This is a genomic window from Actinomycetospora sp. CA-053990 (genome assembly GCF_050948445.1).
Lineage (GTDB): Bacteria > Actinomycetota > Actinomycetes > Mycobacteriales > Pseudonocardiaceae > Actinomycetospora > Actinomycetospora callitridis.
In genome coordinates this window covers 4,237,382-4,252,873 of sequence record NZ_CP192043.1, presented here as the reverse complement: position 1 = coordinate 4,252,873, position 15,492 = coordinate 4,237,382, and the positions used below count along the sequence as shown (strand labels likewise).

General features: G+C 71.1%; 21 protein-coding genes. 4 read left to right on the top strand and 17 right to left on the bottom strand.

Features of this window, described 5'->3' with window-relative positions; genetic code table 11:
- Positions 1–12 precede the first annotated feature (12 nt).
- The 11 genes from ACQPYN_RS21835 to ACQPYN_RS21785 form a co-directional block, all read right to left on the bottom strand.
- Positions 13–1,530 (bottom strand): replication initiator, encoded by a 1,518-nt coding sequence (locus ACQPYN_RS21835; RefSeq protein WP_433027575.1) that lies wholly within the window; start codon positions 1,528–1,530, stop codon positions 13–15.
- Positions 1,527–1,793 (bottom strand): hypothetical protein, encoded by a 267-nt coding sequence (locus ACQPYN_RS21830; protein WP_433027573.1) that lies wholly within the window; start codon positions 1,791–1,793, stop codon positions 1,527–1,529. Before ACQPYN_RS21830 ends, ACQPYN_RS21835 begins: the two co-directional genes overlap by 4 nt.
- Complete coding sequence (locus tag ACQPYN_RS21825) at positions 1,790–2,680, bottom strand: FtsK/SpoIIIE domain-containing protein (RefSeq protein ID WP_433027570.1); 891 nt, start codon at positions 2,678–2,680, stop codon at positions 1,790–1,792. Before ACQPYN_RS21825 ends, ACQPYN_RS21830 begins: the two co-directional genes overlap by 4 nt.
- On the bottom strand, positions 2,673–3,521 hold the full coding sequence (locus ACQPYN_RS21820) for a hypothetical protein (protein WP_433027567.1): 849 nt from the start codon (positions 3,519–3,521) through the stop codon (positions 2,673–2,675). Before ACQPYN_RS21820 ends, ACQPYN_RS21825 begins: the two co-directional genes overlap by 8 nt.
- A gap of 114 nt (positions 3,522–3,635) precedes the next feature.
- Complete coding sequence (locus tag ACQPYN_RS21815) at positions 3,636–3,812, bottom strand: hypothetical protein (RefSeq protein ID WP_433027564.1); 177 nt, start codon at positions 3,810–3,812, stop codon at positions 3,636–3,638.
- Positions 3,813–3,880: 68 nt separating this feature from the next.
- Entirely contained in the window at positions 3,881–4,234 is a 354-nt protein-coding gene (locus ACQPYN_RS21810; protein WP_433027561.1) for a hypothetical protein, read from the bottom strand.
- Positions 4,235–4,369: 135 nt separating this feature from the next.
- The gene (locus ACQPYN_RS21805) at positions 4,370–4,927 is read right to left on the bottom strand and encodes a flavoprotein (protein WP_433027558.1); all 558 of its coding nucleotides are present in this window, start codon (positions 4,925–4,927) and stop codon (positions 4,370–4,372) included.
- A gap of 4 nt (positions 4,928–4,931) precedes the next feature.
- The gene (locus tag ACQPYN_RS21800; protein WP_433027555.1) at positions 4,932–6,137 is read right to left on the bottom strand and encodes a helix-turn-helix domain-containing protein; all 1,206 of its coding nucleotides are present in this window, start codon (positions 6,135–6,137) and stop codon (positions 4,932–4,934) included.
- 31 nt (positions 6,138–6,168) lie between these two features.
- Entirely contained in the window at positions 6,169–7,626 is a 1,458-nt protein-coding gene (locus ACQPYN_RS21795; RefSeq protein WP_433027552.1) for a HEPN domain-containing protein, read from the bottom strand.
- 199 nt (positions 7,627–7,825) lie between these two features.
- On the bottom strand, positions 7,826–8,152 hold the full coding sequence (locus ACQPYN_RS21790; protein WP_433027549.1) for a YnfA family protein: 327 nt from the start codon (positions 8,150–8,152) through the stop codon (positions 7,826–7,828).
- Complete coding sequence (locus ACQPYN_RS21785) at positions 8,149–8,904, bottom strand: MerR family transcriptional regulator (protein WP_433027546.1); 756 nt, start codon at positions 8,902–8,904, stop codon at positions 8,149–8,151. The genes ACQPYN_RS21790 and ACQPYN_RS21785 overlap by 4 nt, the downstream gene beginning before the upstream one ends.
- Positions 8,905–9,198: 294 nt before the next feature.
- Between ACQPYN_RS21785 and ACQPYN_RS21780 the strand changes: the two genes are divergently transcribed.
- The 4 genes from ACQPYN_RS21780 to ACQPYN_RS21765 all read left to right on the top strand — a co-directional run bounded on the left by ACQPYN_RS21780 (position 9,199) and on the right by ACQPYN_RS21765 (position 11,278).
- Entirely contained in the window at positions 9,199–9,399 is a 201-nt protein-coding gene (locus ACQPYN_RS21780; protein ID WP_433027543.1) for a hypothetical protein, read from the top strand.
- 288 nt (positions 9,400–9,687) lie between these two features.
- Positions 9,688–9,930 (top strand): hypothetical protein, encoded by a 243-nt coding sequence (locus ACQPYN_RS21775; protein WP_433027540.1) that lies wholly within the window; start codon positions 9,688–9,690, stop codon positions 9,928–9,930.
- 20 nt (positions 9,931–9,950) lie between these two features.
- A complete protein-coding gene (locus ACQPYN_RS21770; RefSeq protein ID WP_433027537.1) occupies positions 9,951–11,027 on the top strand; it encodes a M28 family metallopeptidase in 1,077 nt (358 codons plus the stop codon).
- Positions 11,028–11,077: 50 nt separating this feature from the next.
- Positions 11,078–11,278 carry a hypothetical protein gene (locus ACQPYN_RS21765; protein ID WP_433027534.1) on the top strand — a complete coding sequence of 67 codons (201 nt, stop codon included), beginning with the start codon at positions 11,078–11,080 and terminating at the stop codon, positions 11,276–11,278.
- Here ACQPYN_RS21765 and ACQPYN_RS21760 read toward each other — a convergent pair.
- The 6 genes from ACQPYN_RS21760 to ACQPYN_RS21735 all read right to left on the bottom strand — a co-directional run bounded on the left by ACQPYN_RS21760 (position 11,268) and on the right by ACQPYN_RS21735 (position 15,448).
- Entirely contained in the window at positions 11,268–12,209 is a 942-nt protein-coding gene (locus ACQPYN_RS21760) for a 3-hydroxyacyl-CoA dehydrogenase NAD-binding domain-containing protein (protein ID WP_433027531.1), read from the bottom strand. The two genes, ACQPYN_RS21765 and ACQPYN_RS21760, sit on opposite strands and share 11 nt — an antisense overlap.
- The gene (locus ACQPYN_RS21755; protein WP_433027528.1) at positions 12,206–13,105 is read right to left on the bottom strand and encodes a 3-keto-5-aminohexanoate cleavage protein; all 900 of its coding nucleotides are present in this window, start codon (positions 13,103–13,105) and stop codon (positions 12,206–12,208) included. The genes ACQPYN_RS21760 and ACQPYN_RS21755 overlap by 4 nt, the downstream gene beginning before the upstream one ends.
- Complete coding sequence (locus tag ACQPYN_RS21750; RefSeq protein ID WP_433027525.1) at positions 13,090–13,947, bottom strand: TetR family transcriptional regulator C-terminal domain-containing protein; 858 nt, start codon at positions 13,945–13,947, stop codon at positions 13,090–13,092. The genes ACQPYN_RS21755 and ACQPYN_RS21750 overlap by 16 nt, the downstream gene beginning before the upstream one ends.
- 70 nt (positions 13,948–14,017) lie before the next feature.
- Positions 14,018–14,716 carry a cation transporter gene (locus tag ACQPYN_RS21745; RefSeq protein WP_433027522.1) on the bottom strand — a complete coding sequence of 233 codons (699 nt, stop codon included), beginning with the start codon at positions 14,714–14,716 and terminating at the stop codon, positions 14,018–14,020.
- Positions 14,713–15,042 (bottom strand): Cd(II)/Pb(II)-sensing metalloregulatory transcriptional regulator CmtR, encoded by a 330-nt coding sequence (gene cmtR, locus ACQPYN_RS21740; protein WP_433027519.1) that lies wholly within the window; start codon positions 15,040–15,042, stop codon positions 14,713–14,715. The genes ACQPYN_RS21745 and cmtR overlap by 4 nt, the downstream gene beginning before the upstream one ends.
- 40 nt (positions 15,043–15,082) lie before the next feature.
- A complete protein-coding gene (locus ACQPYN_RS21735) occupies positions 15,083–15,448 on the bottom strand; it encodes a hypothetical protein (RefSeq protein WP_433027516.1) in 366 nt (121 codons plus the stop codon).
- Positions 15,449–15,492 lie beyond the last annotated feature (44 nt).

The following is a 15,492-nucleotide window of genomic DNA, read 5'->3' as shown; positions in this document are numbered from 1 at the left end:
ACTCCTCCTCGATCATGCAGCCGTCGTGGTCTCCTCCTTCGCCGTACGTCGCCTGGCCCTCGCGTTGGCGGCTGAGGTGTTCGCCAGGAGCGCGTCGGCGCTGGTGTGCCAGCCGATCCCGGCGAAGGCCAGGGAGTTGACGATGACCTCGGTGGTGTCCTCGTCGGCCAGTTCGTCGTCCTCGTCGGGACGTGGGGCGTGCTCGCGGCGCCAGTCGCGCCGGGCCTGGCGCAGGGCGCCGAGGGTGGTGGAGTAGCGGCGGGAGCGGGTGGAGAAGTGGCCGCCGAAGCCGAGCATGTGCGCCCAGAGTCGGAGGCGGCCCCAGCCGGCGGCCCACTCCTCGGCGTCGACGGTCTCGGGGCGGGTGCCGAGGTGCCAGCTGGCGTCGATCTGGCGGCCGGGGTGGGTATCGAGGCGCGCGTAGTCCCGCACGGTGTCGGGACGCAGGCGCGTCGAGGCGTGGCCGGCCAGCTCGGTCGCCTTGGTGGCGTACTTCGCGAGGTAGCCGGCGACGGCGCCGGTGGTGATTTCGCCGGAGTCGTCGACGTCGAGCCGGGAGAGCCGGACGGGGCGGGGGTCGACCTGCTCGCCCCACACGATCGGCCAGCCCAGCTCGCGGGCCGGATGCGGAGCGGTGCTGAACCGAGTCTCTTCCACGGCGCGGCGGAGGACGGTGGCGAGGTGGTGTGCGCCGACGCGGGCGTCGGGGATGAGGACGGCGTCGAGGTCGGTGGGGTCGCGGCCGTCGAGGCGGACCAGGGCGTGCAGGTGGACCGCGCCGCGGGCCTGGAACTCGGCGACCTTGGTGTAGCTCAGGCGCAGCTTGATGTGGTGGCGCTTCTCCAGGGTCTTGGTGCCGCGTCGGGCGGCGATCATGGTGCGGCGCCACAGCTCACCGGCGTGCAGGTTCCACACCACCTGGGCGGGGTGGTCGTAGCAGTCGAGGCACAGCGGGCGGCCCAGCTCGGGGGCGTCGTCGGCGTGGCGGTCGAAGCAGGCCAGCCGGTGGCCGTGGGGGCAGTGCTCGAGGTCGCGGCGTGGGCGGCACGGCAGGGTGCGGCCGGCGCGGTCGATGCGGCGGGCGTGCACGGCCCCGAACGAGGGGGCGGTGACGGTCAGGAACACGCACGGGTGTTCCCCGACCGTGGCGGGGACGCCTTTGCCGCCGACGAGGCCGGCGGTGACGAGCTGGTAGGTGTCGGCGCGGTAGGTCTCGGCGCAGCCGGCGCACACCGAGGCCCGGCGGTTGCCGCACGGGGTGTAGAGCACCCCGTCGGGCATCTCGGTGGTGTGGACGTCGCGGGTGATCCGGCCGGTGGAGGCCTCGACGTGGGTCACGTTGCCGACCAGCCGGATCGGGTGCGAGCACCCGGCGGCGCCGGCGATGTGGCTCATCCACCGGTCGTGGTCGTCGCGGACCGCAGCTGCGACCTCGGCGAGAGAGGCGGTGGCAGCGTCGCGAGCTCGTCGACGGGCGCCCAGCTCCTCGACCGTCTCCGACCGCGCCACGCGCGTCCTGGTGGTGGTCATCGCCGTTCCCAGATGCGGGTGTCGATGCTGGGGTCGCGGCTGGCGAGATAGCGGGCGTTGGCCCGCAGGTCGCGCCCGAGCAGGTCGGCCTCGTCGGGCGAGAGCAGGACCTCGATGGTGCGGTTCGGCCCGATCGTCAGGCGGACGACAAGCACGACCGCGGCGGCGTCCATCACCGGCGCGATGTTGGCCGCGCACAGCCGAGTGACCCGGTCCACCGGGACGTCTCCGAGACCGGCCGAGACCCGCTGCGGGGCGTTCATGCCGCGCTCCCGTGGCCGTGCCGCAGGGACGCGGCGCGGTCGGCGAGGGCGTAGACCTGTTCGTCGGACAGGTAGGCGGACTTGATGCGGTGGGGTTCGCCGCCCTCGGCGAGCAGCAGGCCGACGCCCTTGTCCTCGGGGGCGATGGCGGCGGCGGTGTGGCCGCGGGTGGCCCAGCCGGCCCCAAGGACGATGTCTGAGCTGCTGTCGGTGGTGCAGCGGAACGCCCACCGGTAGCCGAACAGGTCCCGCAGTGACGTGGGGATGATGTCCGAGGACGGTCGCTGCGTGGCGGCGACGACGATGATCCCGGCGGCGCGGCCCCGGGCGACGAGGTCGCGCACCGCGACGGAGAAGGCTTCTCGCTGGCCCTTGGTGCCGACGGTGGCCGAGTAGTAGGCGACCTCGTCGAATACGGCCACCACGGGCGAGATGCCGTGCGTAACGTCGTCGGGGGTGATCTTGCGACGGCGCTGGGCGTCGAGCAGGTCGTAGCGACGGTCCATCTCGGCCTGGAGGTCGCCCAGGGCGCTCAGGGCGTCGTCGAGGTTTGGGCCGACGAACCGCTCGGCGCAGTTGCGCCAGAGCCCGAGTTCGACCAGCTTGCCGTCGAACAGCCACAGGTCGCAGTCCGTCGACAGGGCCGCATGGCCGACCGGGAGGTTCAGCCCGACCGACTTGCCCGCCCCGGGCTCCCCGGCCAGGAGCATGTTGCGGTAGGCCAAGGTGACGCGAACCGGCTGTCCGTGCTCATTGACGCCGAGGTGGATCGGGTCCCAGATCGACAGCGTCGAGGGCTCGGGCGCGTCGTCGCAGAGGCCAGCGGGAGTGCGGATGGCGGTGAGCCAGTCGCGTAGGAGCGCCCGGAGGCGGGTCCGCTCAGACATAGTCCGACCAGTCCCCACCACGGTCGGGCACCACCGCCCGGTCGTCCTCGGAGCGCTCAGGCCGTGCGGGCTCGGCGTCGATGACCACGGGCACGTCGTCGCGCCCGTCGAGCGTGCGTCGTGGGACCGGTACACCGTTCGAGGCCGCAGGGCGGGCGGTGCCGGAGTGGTGCTGATTGGCGGGCTTCGGCGGGACGATCGCGGTGCCTCGCGGGGGCGCCTGGCCGGTGGTGGCGGTCCAGTCGTCCAGCTCGGAGGCGATCAGGTCGCGGGCGAGCGGGTCGCGGCGGATGACCTCGACCTTGACCAGCGCCGTCATGCGGCGGGTCGGGGTGACGCGGGCGTCGCGGGCAAAGCAGCCCGAGGCGATCCATTCGGCCTCGTCCTCGACGTCGGAGGGGGAGATGCCGGCGCGCAGGAGCAAACACACGGTCTCGCCGACCTCGGTCGGATGCGACCACAGGAAAAGCGGCGCGGCGCGGGAGAAGTTCAGGCACCGCCGTTCGATGAGGACCTGACGAAGCCGGTGGCGGGTCAGCGTCGCCATCGCCCGCCGCTGCACGGACCGTCGCAGCACGGGGACTGCGGCGATGGTGGCGACGACGACCGCGACCAGGGCGAGCGCGGCGCCCCAGGGCAGCCAGGTGGTCAGCAGCAGCCAGCCGGCGACGACCGCCAAGGCGGTCACGATCTCGGCTCGCAGGCGGATCGCGAGCCCGGCGGCGCGGGCGGCGGGGTGCCTGGTCGGGGCGGTGATGATCTCGAATCCGTCGGTGCGCGACGCGCGCAGGAATGGGCGAGAGCGCGCAGAGGACGGGGCGGAACGGGCCATAACGATCACTCCGAGATGAGCGGGGCCGGAACCGCGCCGGCCAGAGGTGGTGACGAGGAGGGGAAGGGGTCGGGGCTGTGGGGAAGCCAGCCCCGACCCCTGGGCCGATGACGACTGGTCTGCTCAGTCGGGCCAGGCCAGAGCGGCGCAGATGCCCGCGCAGGCGAAGACCTGCGAGCCGGTCTCCGAGCGCCCGACCGGCGCGGCCGGGATTCCGGCAGGGCCGGAGCGGGTGCCGGGCACCGACGCGGGTAGGTAGGCCTCAGGCAGCTCGGGCCACGTGAAGGAGCGTTCGCACATGACGCACTCGGTGCCATCGGCTTGGGACGCGTTCAAGCCCTGCCATACCGGCTCGGTCCGAGCCGTGGTCACGATCCCGAGCCCTTCGAGGAGCCAGACGAGGGCGCGGACGCCGATCCAGCGGCCGGGACGTGCTCGATGCTGTCGGCGCGGTAGGCGACCCCGGAGCGCTGGCCCTGCTGCCAAGGGATCGCGATCAGGTTGGTCGGGATCACCTCGGCGCCCTGGCCGACGTCCGGGACGCCGGGGGTTGTGCAGTTGATGATCTCGGCGCCGTCCTCGTCCAGCTGGATCAGCTGGGTCACCGACAGGCCGACGCCGGTCACCCGGTCAGTGCGCTGCCGACCTTCCATGTCCAGCTTCGGCTTTGGAGGGAGAGCCACGCTGTAGCGCGTGCCGTCAGTCTTGACCTTGATTGCCATGACGCGGTCCTCCAGGGACTCGTGCGCGATTCCCGATCCGTTCGGGGCGCACCACCAGGAAAACCGCAGGTCGACGACCTAACCCGCACAAAAATGCGACCCGCACAGAAGTGCGGGTCGCTGGGTTGTGCCTACTCAGGCCGACGCAACTGAGCGCGATTCCAACGCGCGGACTACCCAGGCGGGGTCAAAGCCGGCGACGACATCTCCACCTGTACCGGAATGGACGGGAACAGGCTGTCCCAGACGCCCGGTGTGTGGGTCGAGGAACACCACACCGGCCGAGGTCAGGGCGTCAAGAGTCGACGCCCATGCGGGATGGCCCCAGAGCCGGTCGTTGACGAAGAGCACCGAAACGATGGCCGCGCCGGTCCCGAGCGCGTCGCACAGCGTGCCTGTGACGTGGTTGTCCATCACTCCGCGAGCGATCTTGTTCGCAGTGTTGAAGGTCAGCGGGAACGCGACCACTGTTTCCGGTCGGCCCTCTCGCCGTTCTTCGCCAGGCTGACGCCGTCGTGTAGCCGCTGGCGCCTCCGAGGCTTCTGCGAGCTTGCCGGCGTCGATCCATCCGGTGCCGGACTCCGTCACGCCGGCGGCTACGGACCAGCCGGCCGCGACCAGCGCGCGCGCTACCTCGTCGGCTCGGGACGCCAGCGGCGCACCGCAGACCACCAGGCCGAGGGGCGATGACATGGCCTCAGTGCAGCACACCCGCGCGGGTCGCGAGAGCCTGCAGCGCCGAGCCGTGGCCGCGCTTGGACCGAGCGAGCATCTCGCGCATGACTTCTCGGGCCATGACGTTGTGTGCCACGGCTTCGGACGCGGCGCTCTCCGCCTCGAGGAGGTTGAGCGTGGCCTCCGCGTCGCGCTTGCGCTGCGCCTGTGCCCACGCCAGATCGAGATTCACCTGAGCGCGACGGCTCGCGAGACCCTCGGGCAGCCGGGCGAGGTTGACAGCTGCCGCCGCATCGAGCGCCGCCGCCGGGTCGCCGAGCTCGGCCGCAACTGACACACGGTGGATGGCGACGTTCGTCGGGCCGAAGGCGGTCCAGGCGTAGTTGGCATCGTGTCCGAGCATCTCGGCGAGCATCTGCGCACGATCGAGCCGGCGCTCCGCTTCCCACTTCTCGGCGCGACGTGCGGCGATCACGCTGGCGATCAGCCATAGGGCGCCAGCGACTGAAACCAGAGCCGGGTCGTCCGATCGCACGCGCGGCACGAGCTGCTCCGCCATCCGGGTCGCGAGCTGCTCAGCTTGGTCGACCTGATCCGAGCGGAGCAGCGCCGTCACGACCTGATAGATCGCCATGCCTTGCGCAACGTTCGAGTCTGTCCGGCCTGCGGCCATGGCCGCGCGGTCCGCTGTCACCGCGCCGAGGTCACCAACGCCGAGCTTTGTCAGCAGCTTCGACGCGACGACATAAGCCTCGACGTAGGACAGGGCGGCCTCTCGATCGTCGCCGGACGCACTGAGAAGCGCCGAGTCCGCCTGTCCAATCAGCATCGGCAGCTCGCGGATGACGCTCGCGTACTTCGCCGCTTGATACTCCTGGTGAAGGTCCGAGGCGACCACCCGAAGCGTGGTCGCCGTCGGGGCCCGGACGTCGTCTTCGACGAGGTTCGCGTAGCGGGTGAGCACGGAGCGAATCTCGCCGAGTCCTTCGGCGCGCGGTCCGCCATTCGGTGCGAGCTGCCACGGGGTGCCGGTCAAGGCCTGCACCTCGACGTTCAGCAGTCGCGAGAGATCAAGCAGTACCGACATGCGGTCCACCGAGCGCACCCCGCGCTCCACCTGAGACAGCCATGACTCCGACCGGCCGACGAGGCCTGCAAGCGCGGCCTGGCTCAGCCCACGACGACGCCGATAGGTCGCAATTCTTTTGCCTACCGAGTCGCTGGCCACCTCAGCATTGTCTCATCTCTCTCGCTAACTCTCAAGAAGTCTCCGTAAGGTGCTTTGTCGCAAGGTCACGCGCCGCCGTAAGTCGGCGATTCTTTCCGGGAAGCGCGGTAAAGGCGTCCTCTGGAAGCCGAAGTTCAACGAAAAGAAGGAGTGTCACAATGAGAAGAGTGCCCTCGACGATCGCGTCGAGTTTATGCAGACTCATTCGCCGAAGCTGACGCGCAGGTCTCCCCGTCTCATCTCGGTGCACCAACGCATTCCGTGCCCGCTTCGCTTCGCTGGCCCAGAACGCTACATCAGGAAGGGGCGGAGAGCCCAGCAGATTCTCGGCGCGCCTCGCCATATCAAGAAGGCGGTCGTTGAGCGCCGTCTCGTTCCGTAGGCGATCCCGAAGCCATTGAGCTTGACTTGGCTTGAGGCCATCTAGCGCGACGCGACGAAGCTCCTGGAAGTCCTCTTCGGCCATAGCCTCCCCGGCGTATAGCGATCGATGCAGACCCTCCGCAGCGCTCACCGCCGTTACAAGGCGTGTCTCTAGATATCCGCCGCGAATATACGAAAGACCCGTCACCATTCGGACGGATGACCTGACTCGCTCGATCAGCTCGAACCAGCGCGGGACGAGCTGGGTGAAGCTCACTGCATCTAGCGTGGCTAACATCTCGTGGCTCTCGACTGACTCAGCGTCAGGGTTAGGTGTCACTACATAGCGCCGAAAGACGTCTCCTCGCCGAGCGCCGCGACTGCTTCCTTGCTCCTCGCCAGACGACGTTCGAACAAAGATCGTTTCGTTAAGGATGGCGCACGGGCTATCGACGCATAGTGTAAGTAGGTCTTGAATATCTGCGATGTATCTGTCGCAGGTTCGAAAGTCGACAGGATTGCCGAACTCGATTCGCAGAACAGTGTATTCCTTCACACGGGCTGTTCGCCGCGCCCGTTCGTCGTCGTACCTCAGTGCTGTATGGCGATGCTTTAGAGCGAACTTGACTGTGCCTACGGAACATTCGACCTGTTCGACTGGCTCGACTTCGATCGTCTGGCGACCTGTAGGACCCTCGTCCGGAGAGAACTCGATGCTCCCAGTGAAAGCCGAGCTTCCTGACCATTGGGTCAGGTTCTCCAGGCACACTTCGACCGCATCGATCACTTCGTCCTTGAGGGAGTCGACGTACACCCCCACAACGGCTACTGAGGGCCTCACTACCTGTTCGATCGGAGGTCCAAGTAGCCCAGACTTCATGCTCGTAACTGAGCAGCCGAGAAGACTTATGGGCTTCCCGAAAGACTCGCCATGCACGCAGTCCATGGGGCGAAGCTCGCCGAAAGACATGAGCCCACCACCCTCGCGCTGGTGGAATACCCTACGGTCAAATCCACCGATCAGGCGAAGAGTCGGATCATCGTTCCCCTCCATTGAGAGAAGGCCCGGCACCTCGTCCTGCGACGCCTCCGGCAGCCACCACGTGCCGGACTCATCTAGTAGCAAGTTCCCCCCAGACCTCGCATGGCCGAGCGCACGTTAGCAGTGTGAGGACTTTCTTTACGTCTTCAAGCCGGCCCTGACGGGCCGGGCGGGCGGGCTCGCTGCGGCTTCGCCTCCTGTCTTCGACCCGGCGCGCCGCGCGGCCACGCCCGCCCACAGTCGACCCGGCGAAGTACAAGAAGTCCCACGCAGCCGGAGCGACCTAGCGGGGCGCGTACATGATGATTCCGACCCCGACAATGCACACAAGAGCGCCGATGAGGTCGAACCGGTCAGGCCGGTAGCCGTCGAGGACCACGCCCCACGCGAGGGAGCCGGCGACGAAGACACCGCCGTAAGCGGCCAGGATGCGCCCGAACTGAGCGTCCGGCTGCAACGCCGCGGCGAACCCGTACAAGCCGAGGGCCACGATGCCGAGCGCGGCCAGCCACCACGCCCGGTGTTCGCGCACGGTCTGCCAGACCAGCCACGCGCCGCCGATCTCGAACAGTGCCGCGATGACGAACAGGCCGATGGAGCGCAGTGTCATGCGGTGGGCTCGCCGAACAGCTCGTGCACGAGGACCAGGGCGTGCTCGGGGGCTCGTGCGTCGAGGCGCACCGGCGGGCCGATGTGCACCACCAGCTCGAAGAAGCTGCAGCACTGCGATTCGGACTCGGCCAGCTCGACGAGCTCGGCGAGCCGCAGACGTTCGCGGTCGAAGGTGAGCCGCACACCTCCAGGGACCGCGACTCGCTCGGTGGCGGCCGACAGTACGTCGCGCCAGTGGGCGGCGCGAGCCTCGCGAGCAGCTCCGTCCAAGCCGCACGCGATCACTGCGTCGTCCGTGCTCGTGGCGAGGGGAAGTAACGCCAGCACCGGCCCGGCGACTGTCTCCGTGCGTCCGAGGAAGGCACACGAGGGGTCGCAGGGCCCCTGGCGCTCGATCGCTTCGAGCTGTGCGTGCGAGCGGGACAGGCGGTCGGCGAACTCGCTCAGCTCGCGGATGCGGTCCTTCGTCTCGGTCATGCGCTGCTCTACCAGCGGCAACAGCTCGTGCTGAACGTCGGAGCACTCGCCGTGCTGCCAGGGCTCGAGGAGCCGGCGAATCTCCGGCAGGGGCAGACCGAGGCTCTTCGCCGTGCCGATGAACGCGAGCCTGTCCACCGCCACCTCGTCGTAGAGCCGGTACCCCGACGGCGACCGGCGTGCCGGGAGCAGACCTTCTTGCTCATAGAAGCGCACCGTCGACGCCGGCACCCCCGAGCGCCGAGCCAGTTCCGAGACCATCAACCCGTTCACAGCATCGACGTTAAACCTGTGAGTCGACTTGAAGGTCAAGCACGACGAGCAGCGGGGGCGCTCGCCGCCCCCCGAACCCCCAGGCGACCTCCGGGGAGGGGTAGGGCAGGTCTCCTCGCCGGCCACCGCGAGGGCGTAGCACCCCAGGACCAGGGGGCCAGGTCGTTCAGCGCGTGGGGTGCTCCACCTGGCCCCCTGGCCCTGGCGCGCTCCGGGAGGACCTGGCCGACGGGGAGACCACACACCGGCCGTTGCGTCTGGACGACGTCGACCAGCTCGGGCACCGTGCCGGACATGACCGAGGAGGAGCAGGCCCAGGCCCAGGGCGAGCAGGACGCCGCGATGGCGCTCGCCGAGGAGGACCACTGGCAGATCGTCGGGGGCGGCATGCTCACCGTGCACCCGACCGAGGAGTGGGTCTCGCGAGCCCACCGCCGCGCCTACCTCGCCGGCGCCGCCTCCGTCCTCGGGTACCGCCCGCTGATCATGGCCTGACGGGGCAAGATCGTTCCCACACCTTTCCCCCACGGAACGATGGGGGAGAGGCCGCCCGAGCCGGTCACGGTCGGAACGGCGCGGCCCACATCCGCCCAGCTCAGTGGGCGTGTCAGCAACCAACGCCAAGACACCGGAACGCGCCAACCAGGACCCGTCAGGTCGTCGGTTCGAGCCCGACCTGCCCCACCGACACGCCACGGAGCGGCCCTCGCCCCGGTCCCTCGACGGTGGCGTCCGTCCCCCGCCGGCCTGGTCAACTCCGGACGCGACGGCCACCCTGGGTGAATGGACCACGCCACGATCCGATCTCTGCGTCGGTGGCTCCTGGCCGCGACGGTGATGATCGCCGGGCTGCTCGGCTCCAGCTGGGCCCAAGCCACCGACGCCCCTTCGAGTCCCCGGCTGTGGGTCGATGTCGCTCTCGCGGTGGCCGCCCTGATCTGCGTCGCCGTCACCGGCGGGCGCCTGCGCCGCCGGGAGCGGGCCGACAGCGAGAGCACCGGCGTCGAACACCGCACGACGGCCTGACCGGTGCGAGGGGCCCTCTCATGAGCGGTCTGTGCGGACGTGTTCTCGCCGCCGTCATCGCGTCCCTCGTCATGACGGGCTGCGCGAGCGGATCCAGACAGGCGCCGGCCGCAGGAGAAGGAGGCCCGGTCGGCGGCGGCCCGCTCGCCGAGCGTCTCGCCACGGAGGCGACCGTCGACGGCGCCGTCGGCCACCTCGAGGCGCTCCAGGCCATCGCCGACCGCAACGGCGGGAACCGCGCCGTGGGCACTCCCGGCTACGACCAGAGCGTGGAGTACGTCGCGTCCACGTTGAGTCGCGCCGGCTTCCGGGTGGAGACCCCCACCATCGCCGTGACAGGCGAGGACGACGAGCACGAAGGCGCAGCCGGCGCCCGGGCCACCCGCTCCGTGATCGCCCAGACCACCACGGGCCGGACCGACGAGGTCGTCCTGAGCGGCGCCCATCTCGACAGCGTTCCCGAGGGGCCGGGCATCAACGACGACGGCAGCGGGGTCGCCGCGAACCTCGAGATCGCGCTGCGGCTGGGTGCCGCGGCGCCGGTGACCAACGCGGTGCGCTTCGTCTGGTTCGGGGCCGAGGAGGAGGGCCTCGTCGGTTCGCAGCAGTACATGCAGGGGCTCTCGGCCGACCGGCGGCGGGACATCGCCCTGATGCTGAACTCCGACATGATCGCGTCCCTCAACGCCGGCTACTTCGTCTACGACGGCGACGGGTCGGACCCGGGCAGCACCGAGGACGCGGCGGCGGGGTCGCCGACGATCGAACGCCTGCTCGTCGACCGCCTCGCCTCGCTGGGTGTGCCGGCACAGGGGATCCGCTTCAGCGGCGACTCGGACTACGGGCCGTTCGTCGAGGCCGCGATCCCGTCCGGCGGGGTCTTCAGCGGCGACGCGCCGAGCAAGACGCCGGAGCAGGCCGCGCTCTGGGGCGGCCGGGCCGGCGTCCCCTTCGACCCCTGCTACCACCGGGCGTGCGACACCACGAGCAACATCGACCGCGTCGCGTACGGGCGCATGCTCAACGCCCTGGCCTTCGGCATCGGGTCGTTCGCCACCGACCTCGGCGGCCTCCCTCCACGCGCCGAGCGCGGTTGAGGAGTCGGCCGCCCTGGACGCCGACGTCCTGCTCGGGCACCGTGCCGGACATGACCGAGCGGGAGCAGGCCCAGGCCCAGGGCGAGCAGGACGCCGCGATCGCGCTGGCCGAGGAGGAGCAGCGACGCATCGCCGGCGGCGGCATGCTCACCGTCCACCCCGTCGAGGAGTGGGTCCCGCGGGCCCACCGCCGGACCTACCTCGACGGGGCGGCGTCCGTCCTCGGCTACCGGCCGCTGATCAGGGCCTGACAGGAGTCCCGCGCGCCTGCTCGACGGCCCGGCGGATGGCGATCACCGCCCGGTCCCGCTCCGCGACGAGCGCCGCGTAGTCACGGCCGTCGGCCTCGGCCGCGGTGCCCTCGACCATCGCGTCCCGCAGTGCGCCGGTGAGCTCCGGGGCCTCGAGGTGGGTCCAGGGCGCGCGCAGGGACGGCCCGAAGTGGTCGAGCATGTGGGCCATGCCGCCCTCGCCGCCGGCGAGGTGGAAGGTCAGGCACGGGCCGTGGACCGGCCAGCGCAGGCCCGGGCCCTGGGTGATGGCGGCGTCGATCTGGTCGACGGTGGCGTCCCCGTTCGCGACCATGTGCAGCGCCTCGCGCCAGAGCGCCTCCTGCAGCCGGTTGGCGACGAAGCCGGGGAGCTCGCGCTCCATCTCGATCACCGCCTTGCCGATCCCGCGGTAGAACGCGGCCGCCCGCGCCACGCACGCAGGATCAGTCCCGGGGCCGCCGACCACCTCGACGAGCGGGATCAGGTACGGCGGGTTGAACGGGTGCCCGACGACGAGACGGGACGGGTCGCCTGCCGCCGTCGCCATCTCGCCCATGGGGAAGCCCGAGGTCGACGAGGCGACGACGACGTCCTCCTCCGTCGACGCGACGAGGTCGGCGAGCAGGCCACGCTTGAGCTCGAGGTCCTCGGGGGCGCTCTCCTGGACGAAGAGCGCGTCCCGGCACGCCTCGGTCAACGAGTCCGCCACCCGGAGCCGGGAGCGGTCGGCGGCGTCGTCCAGTCCGAGCTCCGTGAGGGCGGGCCAGGCCGCGTCGACGGTCCGCCGCACGCGGGACGCCGCGTCCGGGGCCGGGTCCCACGCGACGACGTCGAAGCCGCGGGCGAGGAAGAGCGCGGACCAGCCGCCGCCGATGACGCCGGCGCCGATGCAGGCGATCGGACGGCTCACCGCGCACCCGCCAGCCCGAAGATCGCGCGCGCCTCGGCCGGGGTGGCGACGGAGGCGCCCAGGCCCTCGACGATCGTGACGGCGCGGTCCACGAGCTGGGCGTTCGTCGCCTTCACCCCGCGCGCGAGGTAGAGGTTGTCCTCGAGCCCGACGCGGGCGTGCCCGCCGAGCAGCACCGACTGCGCGACCCAGGGCAGCTGGTCACGGCCCAGGGCGAACGAGGTGAACTGGGCGTCCTCGGGCAGCAGGTTCACCAACGCCTGGAGCAGGCCGGGGTCGGCGGGCGCGCCGTACGGGATCCCCATGCACAGCTGCACCAGCGCCGGCGCGTCGATCAGCCCCTCGTCGTGCATGACCTTCGCGAACCAGAGCTGGCCGGAGTCGAACACCTCCAGCTCCGGCTTCACCCCCAGCTCCTGGAAGCGCTTCGCGCCGGCGCGCAGCATGTCGGTGGTGGAGACGTACAGGGCGCTGCCGTCCCCGAAGTTGTAGGAGCCGCAGTCCAGGGTCGCGATCTCGGGCCGGAGCTCCTCGACGTGGGGGAGCCGGTCCATCGCGTTGACGAGGTCGGTGCCGTCGACGGGCTTGAGCGGGTCCTCCTGGTCGATCACGAGGTCGCCGCCCATGCCCGCGGTGAGGTTGAGGACGACGTCGACCTCGCTGGCGCGGATCAGGCGCGCGGCCTCGCGGTAGAGGGCGACGTCGCGCGAGCGGATGCCGGTCTCGGGGTGCCGGACGTGCACGTGGACGACGGCCGCGCCGGCCCGGGCAGCGGCGATCGCGTCGTCGGCGATCTGGGCCGGGGTCACCGGCACGTGGGGGCTCTTGCCGACGCTGTCGGCGGCCCCGGTCAGCGCGGCCGTGATCACGACCTGGCGGTTCACGGTTCGGGGCATGACGGGTCCCTCCGGAGGACGAGGTGGTCGATGACGTCGTGGAGCGCGGCGCGCATGGCGGCGGCGTCGGAGGCCCCCGTCATGACGCCGACGCCGAGCCCGTCGACGAGCGCGGTCAGCTGGCGGGCGCGCAGCTCGACGTCCAGGTCGGCCCGGAAGACCCCGGCGTCGACGCCGTCCTGCAGCGTCATCCGGACCGTGCGCCACCACCGGTCCTGCGCCAGGGCGTACAGCTCGCGACGGTCGGCGTCCACCACCGCCTCGACCCACACCTGCATCCAGATCGACCATTCGGGCCGCAGGACGGGGCCCTCGGGCATCTGCAGGTCGAGCAGCGTGAGCAGGCGCCGGTGCGGGTCCTCGATGCTGCGGAGGACGTCGGACTGGCGTGCGAACGCGAGCTCCACGTTGTGGCGCAGGGCCTCGCCGAGCAGGGCCTCACGTCCCGGGAAGTGGTAGTGGACCGCGGCGCTGCTCGTGCCGGCGCGGTCGGCGACGTCGGCGACGCGGACCCGGTGGTAGCCGGCCGTGGCGATGAGCGTCCACGCGGCGTCGAGGATGCGCGCGCGGGCACCGTCGGGGTCGGGCGCGACGTTCTCGCGGAGCGCCGGCCCGGGGGTCGCCGTCACCGGCGGGTCGTCACCACGGGTCAGCCAGGGGAGCGGCACGCCGGTGACGCCCGCGATCGCGGCGAGCTCCCCGGCCGTGAACCGGCGGCGCCCGGCCAGGGCCTTCGACAGCTTGGTCTCGTCGAGTCCGATCGCGCTCGCCACCCGGCGTCGCGGACCGATCCGGTCGACGGCCGTCCGCACCCGCCGCCGGACCTCCTCGTCCTCGGACACACTCCGGACGGTAGGTCGCCCCACACGAGAATCGCAAGACCTCACTGACGGATCAGTCAGCCTTGCGACGTCAGCAGCAGTGCTCCCCGCGCCAGGAGGTGATGCCCTCGCGCACGGCCACGGCGGCGATGACGAGGGCGACCACGGGGTCGGCCCAGCTCCACCCGACGGTGGCGTTGAGGACCAGGCCCACGAGCAGCACGCCCGACAGGTAGGTGCACAGCAGCGTCTGCTTCGAGTCGGCCACCGCGGAGTTCGAGCCCAGCTCCCGCCCGGCCCGGCGCTGTGCGAGGGAGAGGAACGGCATGACGACCAGGCTCAGCGCGGCCAGGACGATGCCGACCGTCGAGGGCCGTGGTTCGGCCGCGCCGAGCAGGGTCCGCACCGACTCGACGCCCACGTAGGCGGCGAGCGCGAAGAACGAGACGGCGATGATCCGCAGCGCCGCGCGCTCGCGGGCCTCGGGGTCGCGGCCCGAGAACTGCCAGGCCACGGCGGCGGCCGAGGCGACCTCGATGGTCGAGTCGAGGCCGAAGCCGATGAGGGCGGACGACGACGCCACCGTGCCGGCGCTGATCGCGACGACCGCCTCGACGACGTTGTAGGTGATCGTCGCGGCCACCAGGAGGCGGACCCGCCGGGTGAGGACGGCGCGGCGGTCGGCGTCGCCGCCGGCGCGCTGCGCGACCGGGCCGGCGCAGCACTCCTTGTCGCACTCCGCCCCCGAGGCCAGGGGCAGCGAGTGCCGTGCCTGGTGCCCGGCGCTCACGGGCGCACCACCTCGTCCAGGCACTCCTGGGACGGCGACACCGCGAGGACGACGCGGGCCATCTCGCGCAGGGCCGTGGCGAGGTGGGGGTCGGCGATCTCGTAGCGGGTCTGGCGGCCCTCGAGCGAGGCGACCACCAGCCCGCAGCCCCGCAGGCACGCCAGGTGGTTCGAGACGTTGGACCGCGACAGCCCCAGGGTCTCGGCGAGCTGCGCCGGATAGCCCGGGCCGTCGAGCAACGCCACCAGCAGCCGGCACCGGGTCAGGTCGGCCAGCGCCCGCCCGACCCGCGCGAGGGCGGCGTCCTGGGTCTCACCGGTCAGCATGCGCTGAACCGTACAGCAACGACTGAACAGTGGGGAAGGCTCAGCGCGGGGTCAGCCACCGCGCCGCGGCGTCGGCGCAGTCGACGGGGGTGGAGTTGAACGCGATCGCGGCCCGGGGCGCGTGCCGCCGGACGAGGTTGATGACGACCTCGAAGAACTCCAGGAGCTCCTCCTCCTTCCGGAGGCCGCCGCCGATGACCACGCACTCCCACGGCTCGCGGCGCAGGTGCTCGACGATCGTGCCCTCGGCGCTGTCGTCGAGCGGCACCAGGCACATCGCGTGGGAGATCCCGAGCTCCTCGAAGCGCCGCCGCCCGCGCTCCAGCGCCTCGAGCACGGGTGCCGGGTCGTAGCCCGGGATGGTCACGGGGTCGAGCCCGAGGACGAGCGTGGAGGGCGGGGCCATGCCGTCCTTCCTAGCACCGTGATCCGTTTCGGCTGGACGTCGTC

What these genes read in the sequence shown, in the direction of transcription:
- ACQPYN_RS21825 (WP_433027570.1), bottom strand. Translation starts at nt 2,680, where the DNA reads ATGTCTGAGCGGACCCGCCTCCGGGCGCTCCTACGCGACTGGCTCACC.
- ACQPYN_RS21835 (WP_433027575.1), bottom strand. Translation starts at nt 1,530, where the DNA reads ATGACCACCACCAGGACGCGCGTGGCGCGGTCGGAGACGGTCGAGGAG.
- ACQPYN_RS21790 (WP_433027549.1), bottom strand. Translation starts at nt 8,152, where the DNA reads ATGACACTGCGCTCCATCGGCCTGTTCGTCATCGCGGCACTGTTCGAG.
- cmtR (WP_433027519.1), bottom strand. Translation starts at nt 15,042, where the DNA reads ATGCTGACCGGTGAGACCCAGGACGCCGCCCTCGCGCGGGTCGGGCGG.
- ACQPYN_RS21830 (WP_433027573.1), bottom strand. Translation starts at nt 1,793, where the DNA reads ATGAACGCCCCGCAGCGGGTCTCGGCCGGTCTCGGAGACGTCCCGGTG.
- ACQPYN_RS21810 (WP_433027561.1), bottom strand. Translation starts at nt 4,234, where the DNA reads ATGGCAATCAAGGTCAAGACTGACGGCACGCGCTACAGCGTGGCTCTC.
- ACQPYN_RS21765 (WP_433027534.1), top strand. Translation starts at nt 11,078, where the DNA reads ATGACCGAGCGGGAGCAGGCCCAGGCCCAGGGCGAGCAGGACGCCGCG.
- ACQPYN_RS21755 (WP_433027528.1), bottom strand. Translation starts at nt 13,105, where the DNA reads ATGCCCCGAACCGTGAACCGCCAGGTCGTGATCACGGCCGCGCTGACC.
- ACQPYN_RS21805 (WP_433027558.1), bottom strand. Translation starts at nt 4,927, where the DNA reads ATGTCATCGCCCCTCGGCCTGGTGGTCTGCGGTGCGCCGCTGGCGTCC.
- ACQPYN_RS21770 (WP_433027537.1), top strand. Translation starts at nt 9,951, where the DNA reads ATGAGCGGTCTGTGCGGACGTGTTCTCGCCGCCGTCATCGCGTCCCTC.
- ACQPYN_RS21735 (WP_433027516.1), bottom strand. Translation starts at nt 15,448, where the DNA reads ATGGCCCCGCCCTCCACGCTCGTCCTCGGGCTCGACCCCGTGACCATC.
- ACQPYN_RS21775 (WP_433027540.1), top strand. Translation starts at nt 9,688, where the DNA reads ATGGACCACGCCACGATCCGATCTCTGCGTCGGTGGCTCCTGGCCGCG.
- ACQPYN_RS21780 (WP_433027543.1), top strand. Translation starts at nt 9,199, where the DNA reads ATGACCGAGGAGGAGCAGGCCCAGGCCCAGGGCGAGCAGGACGCCGCG.
- ACQPYN_RS21815 (WP_433027564.1), bottom strand. Translation starts at nt 3,812, where the DNA reads ATGTGCGAACGCTCCTTCACGTGGCCCGAGCTGCCTGAGGCCTACCTA.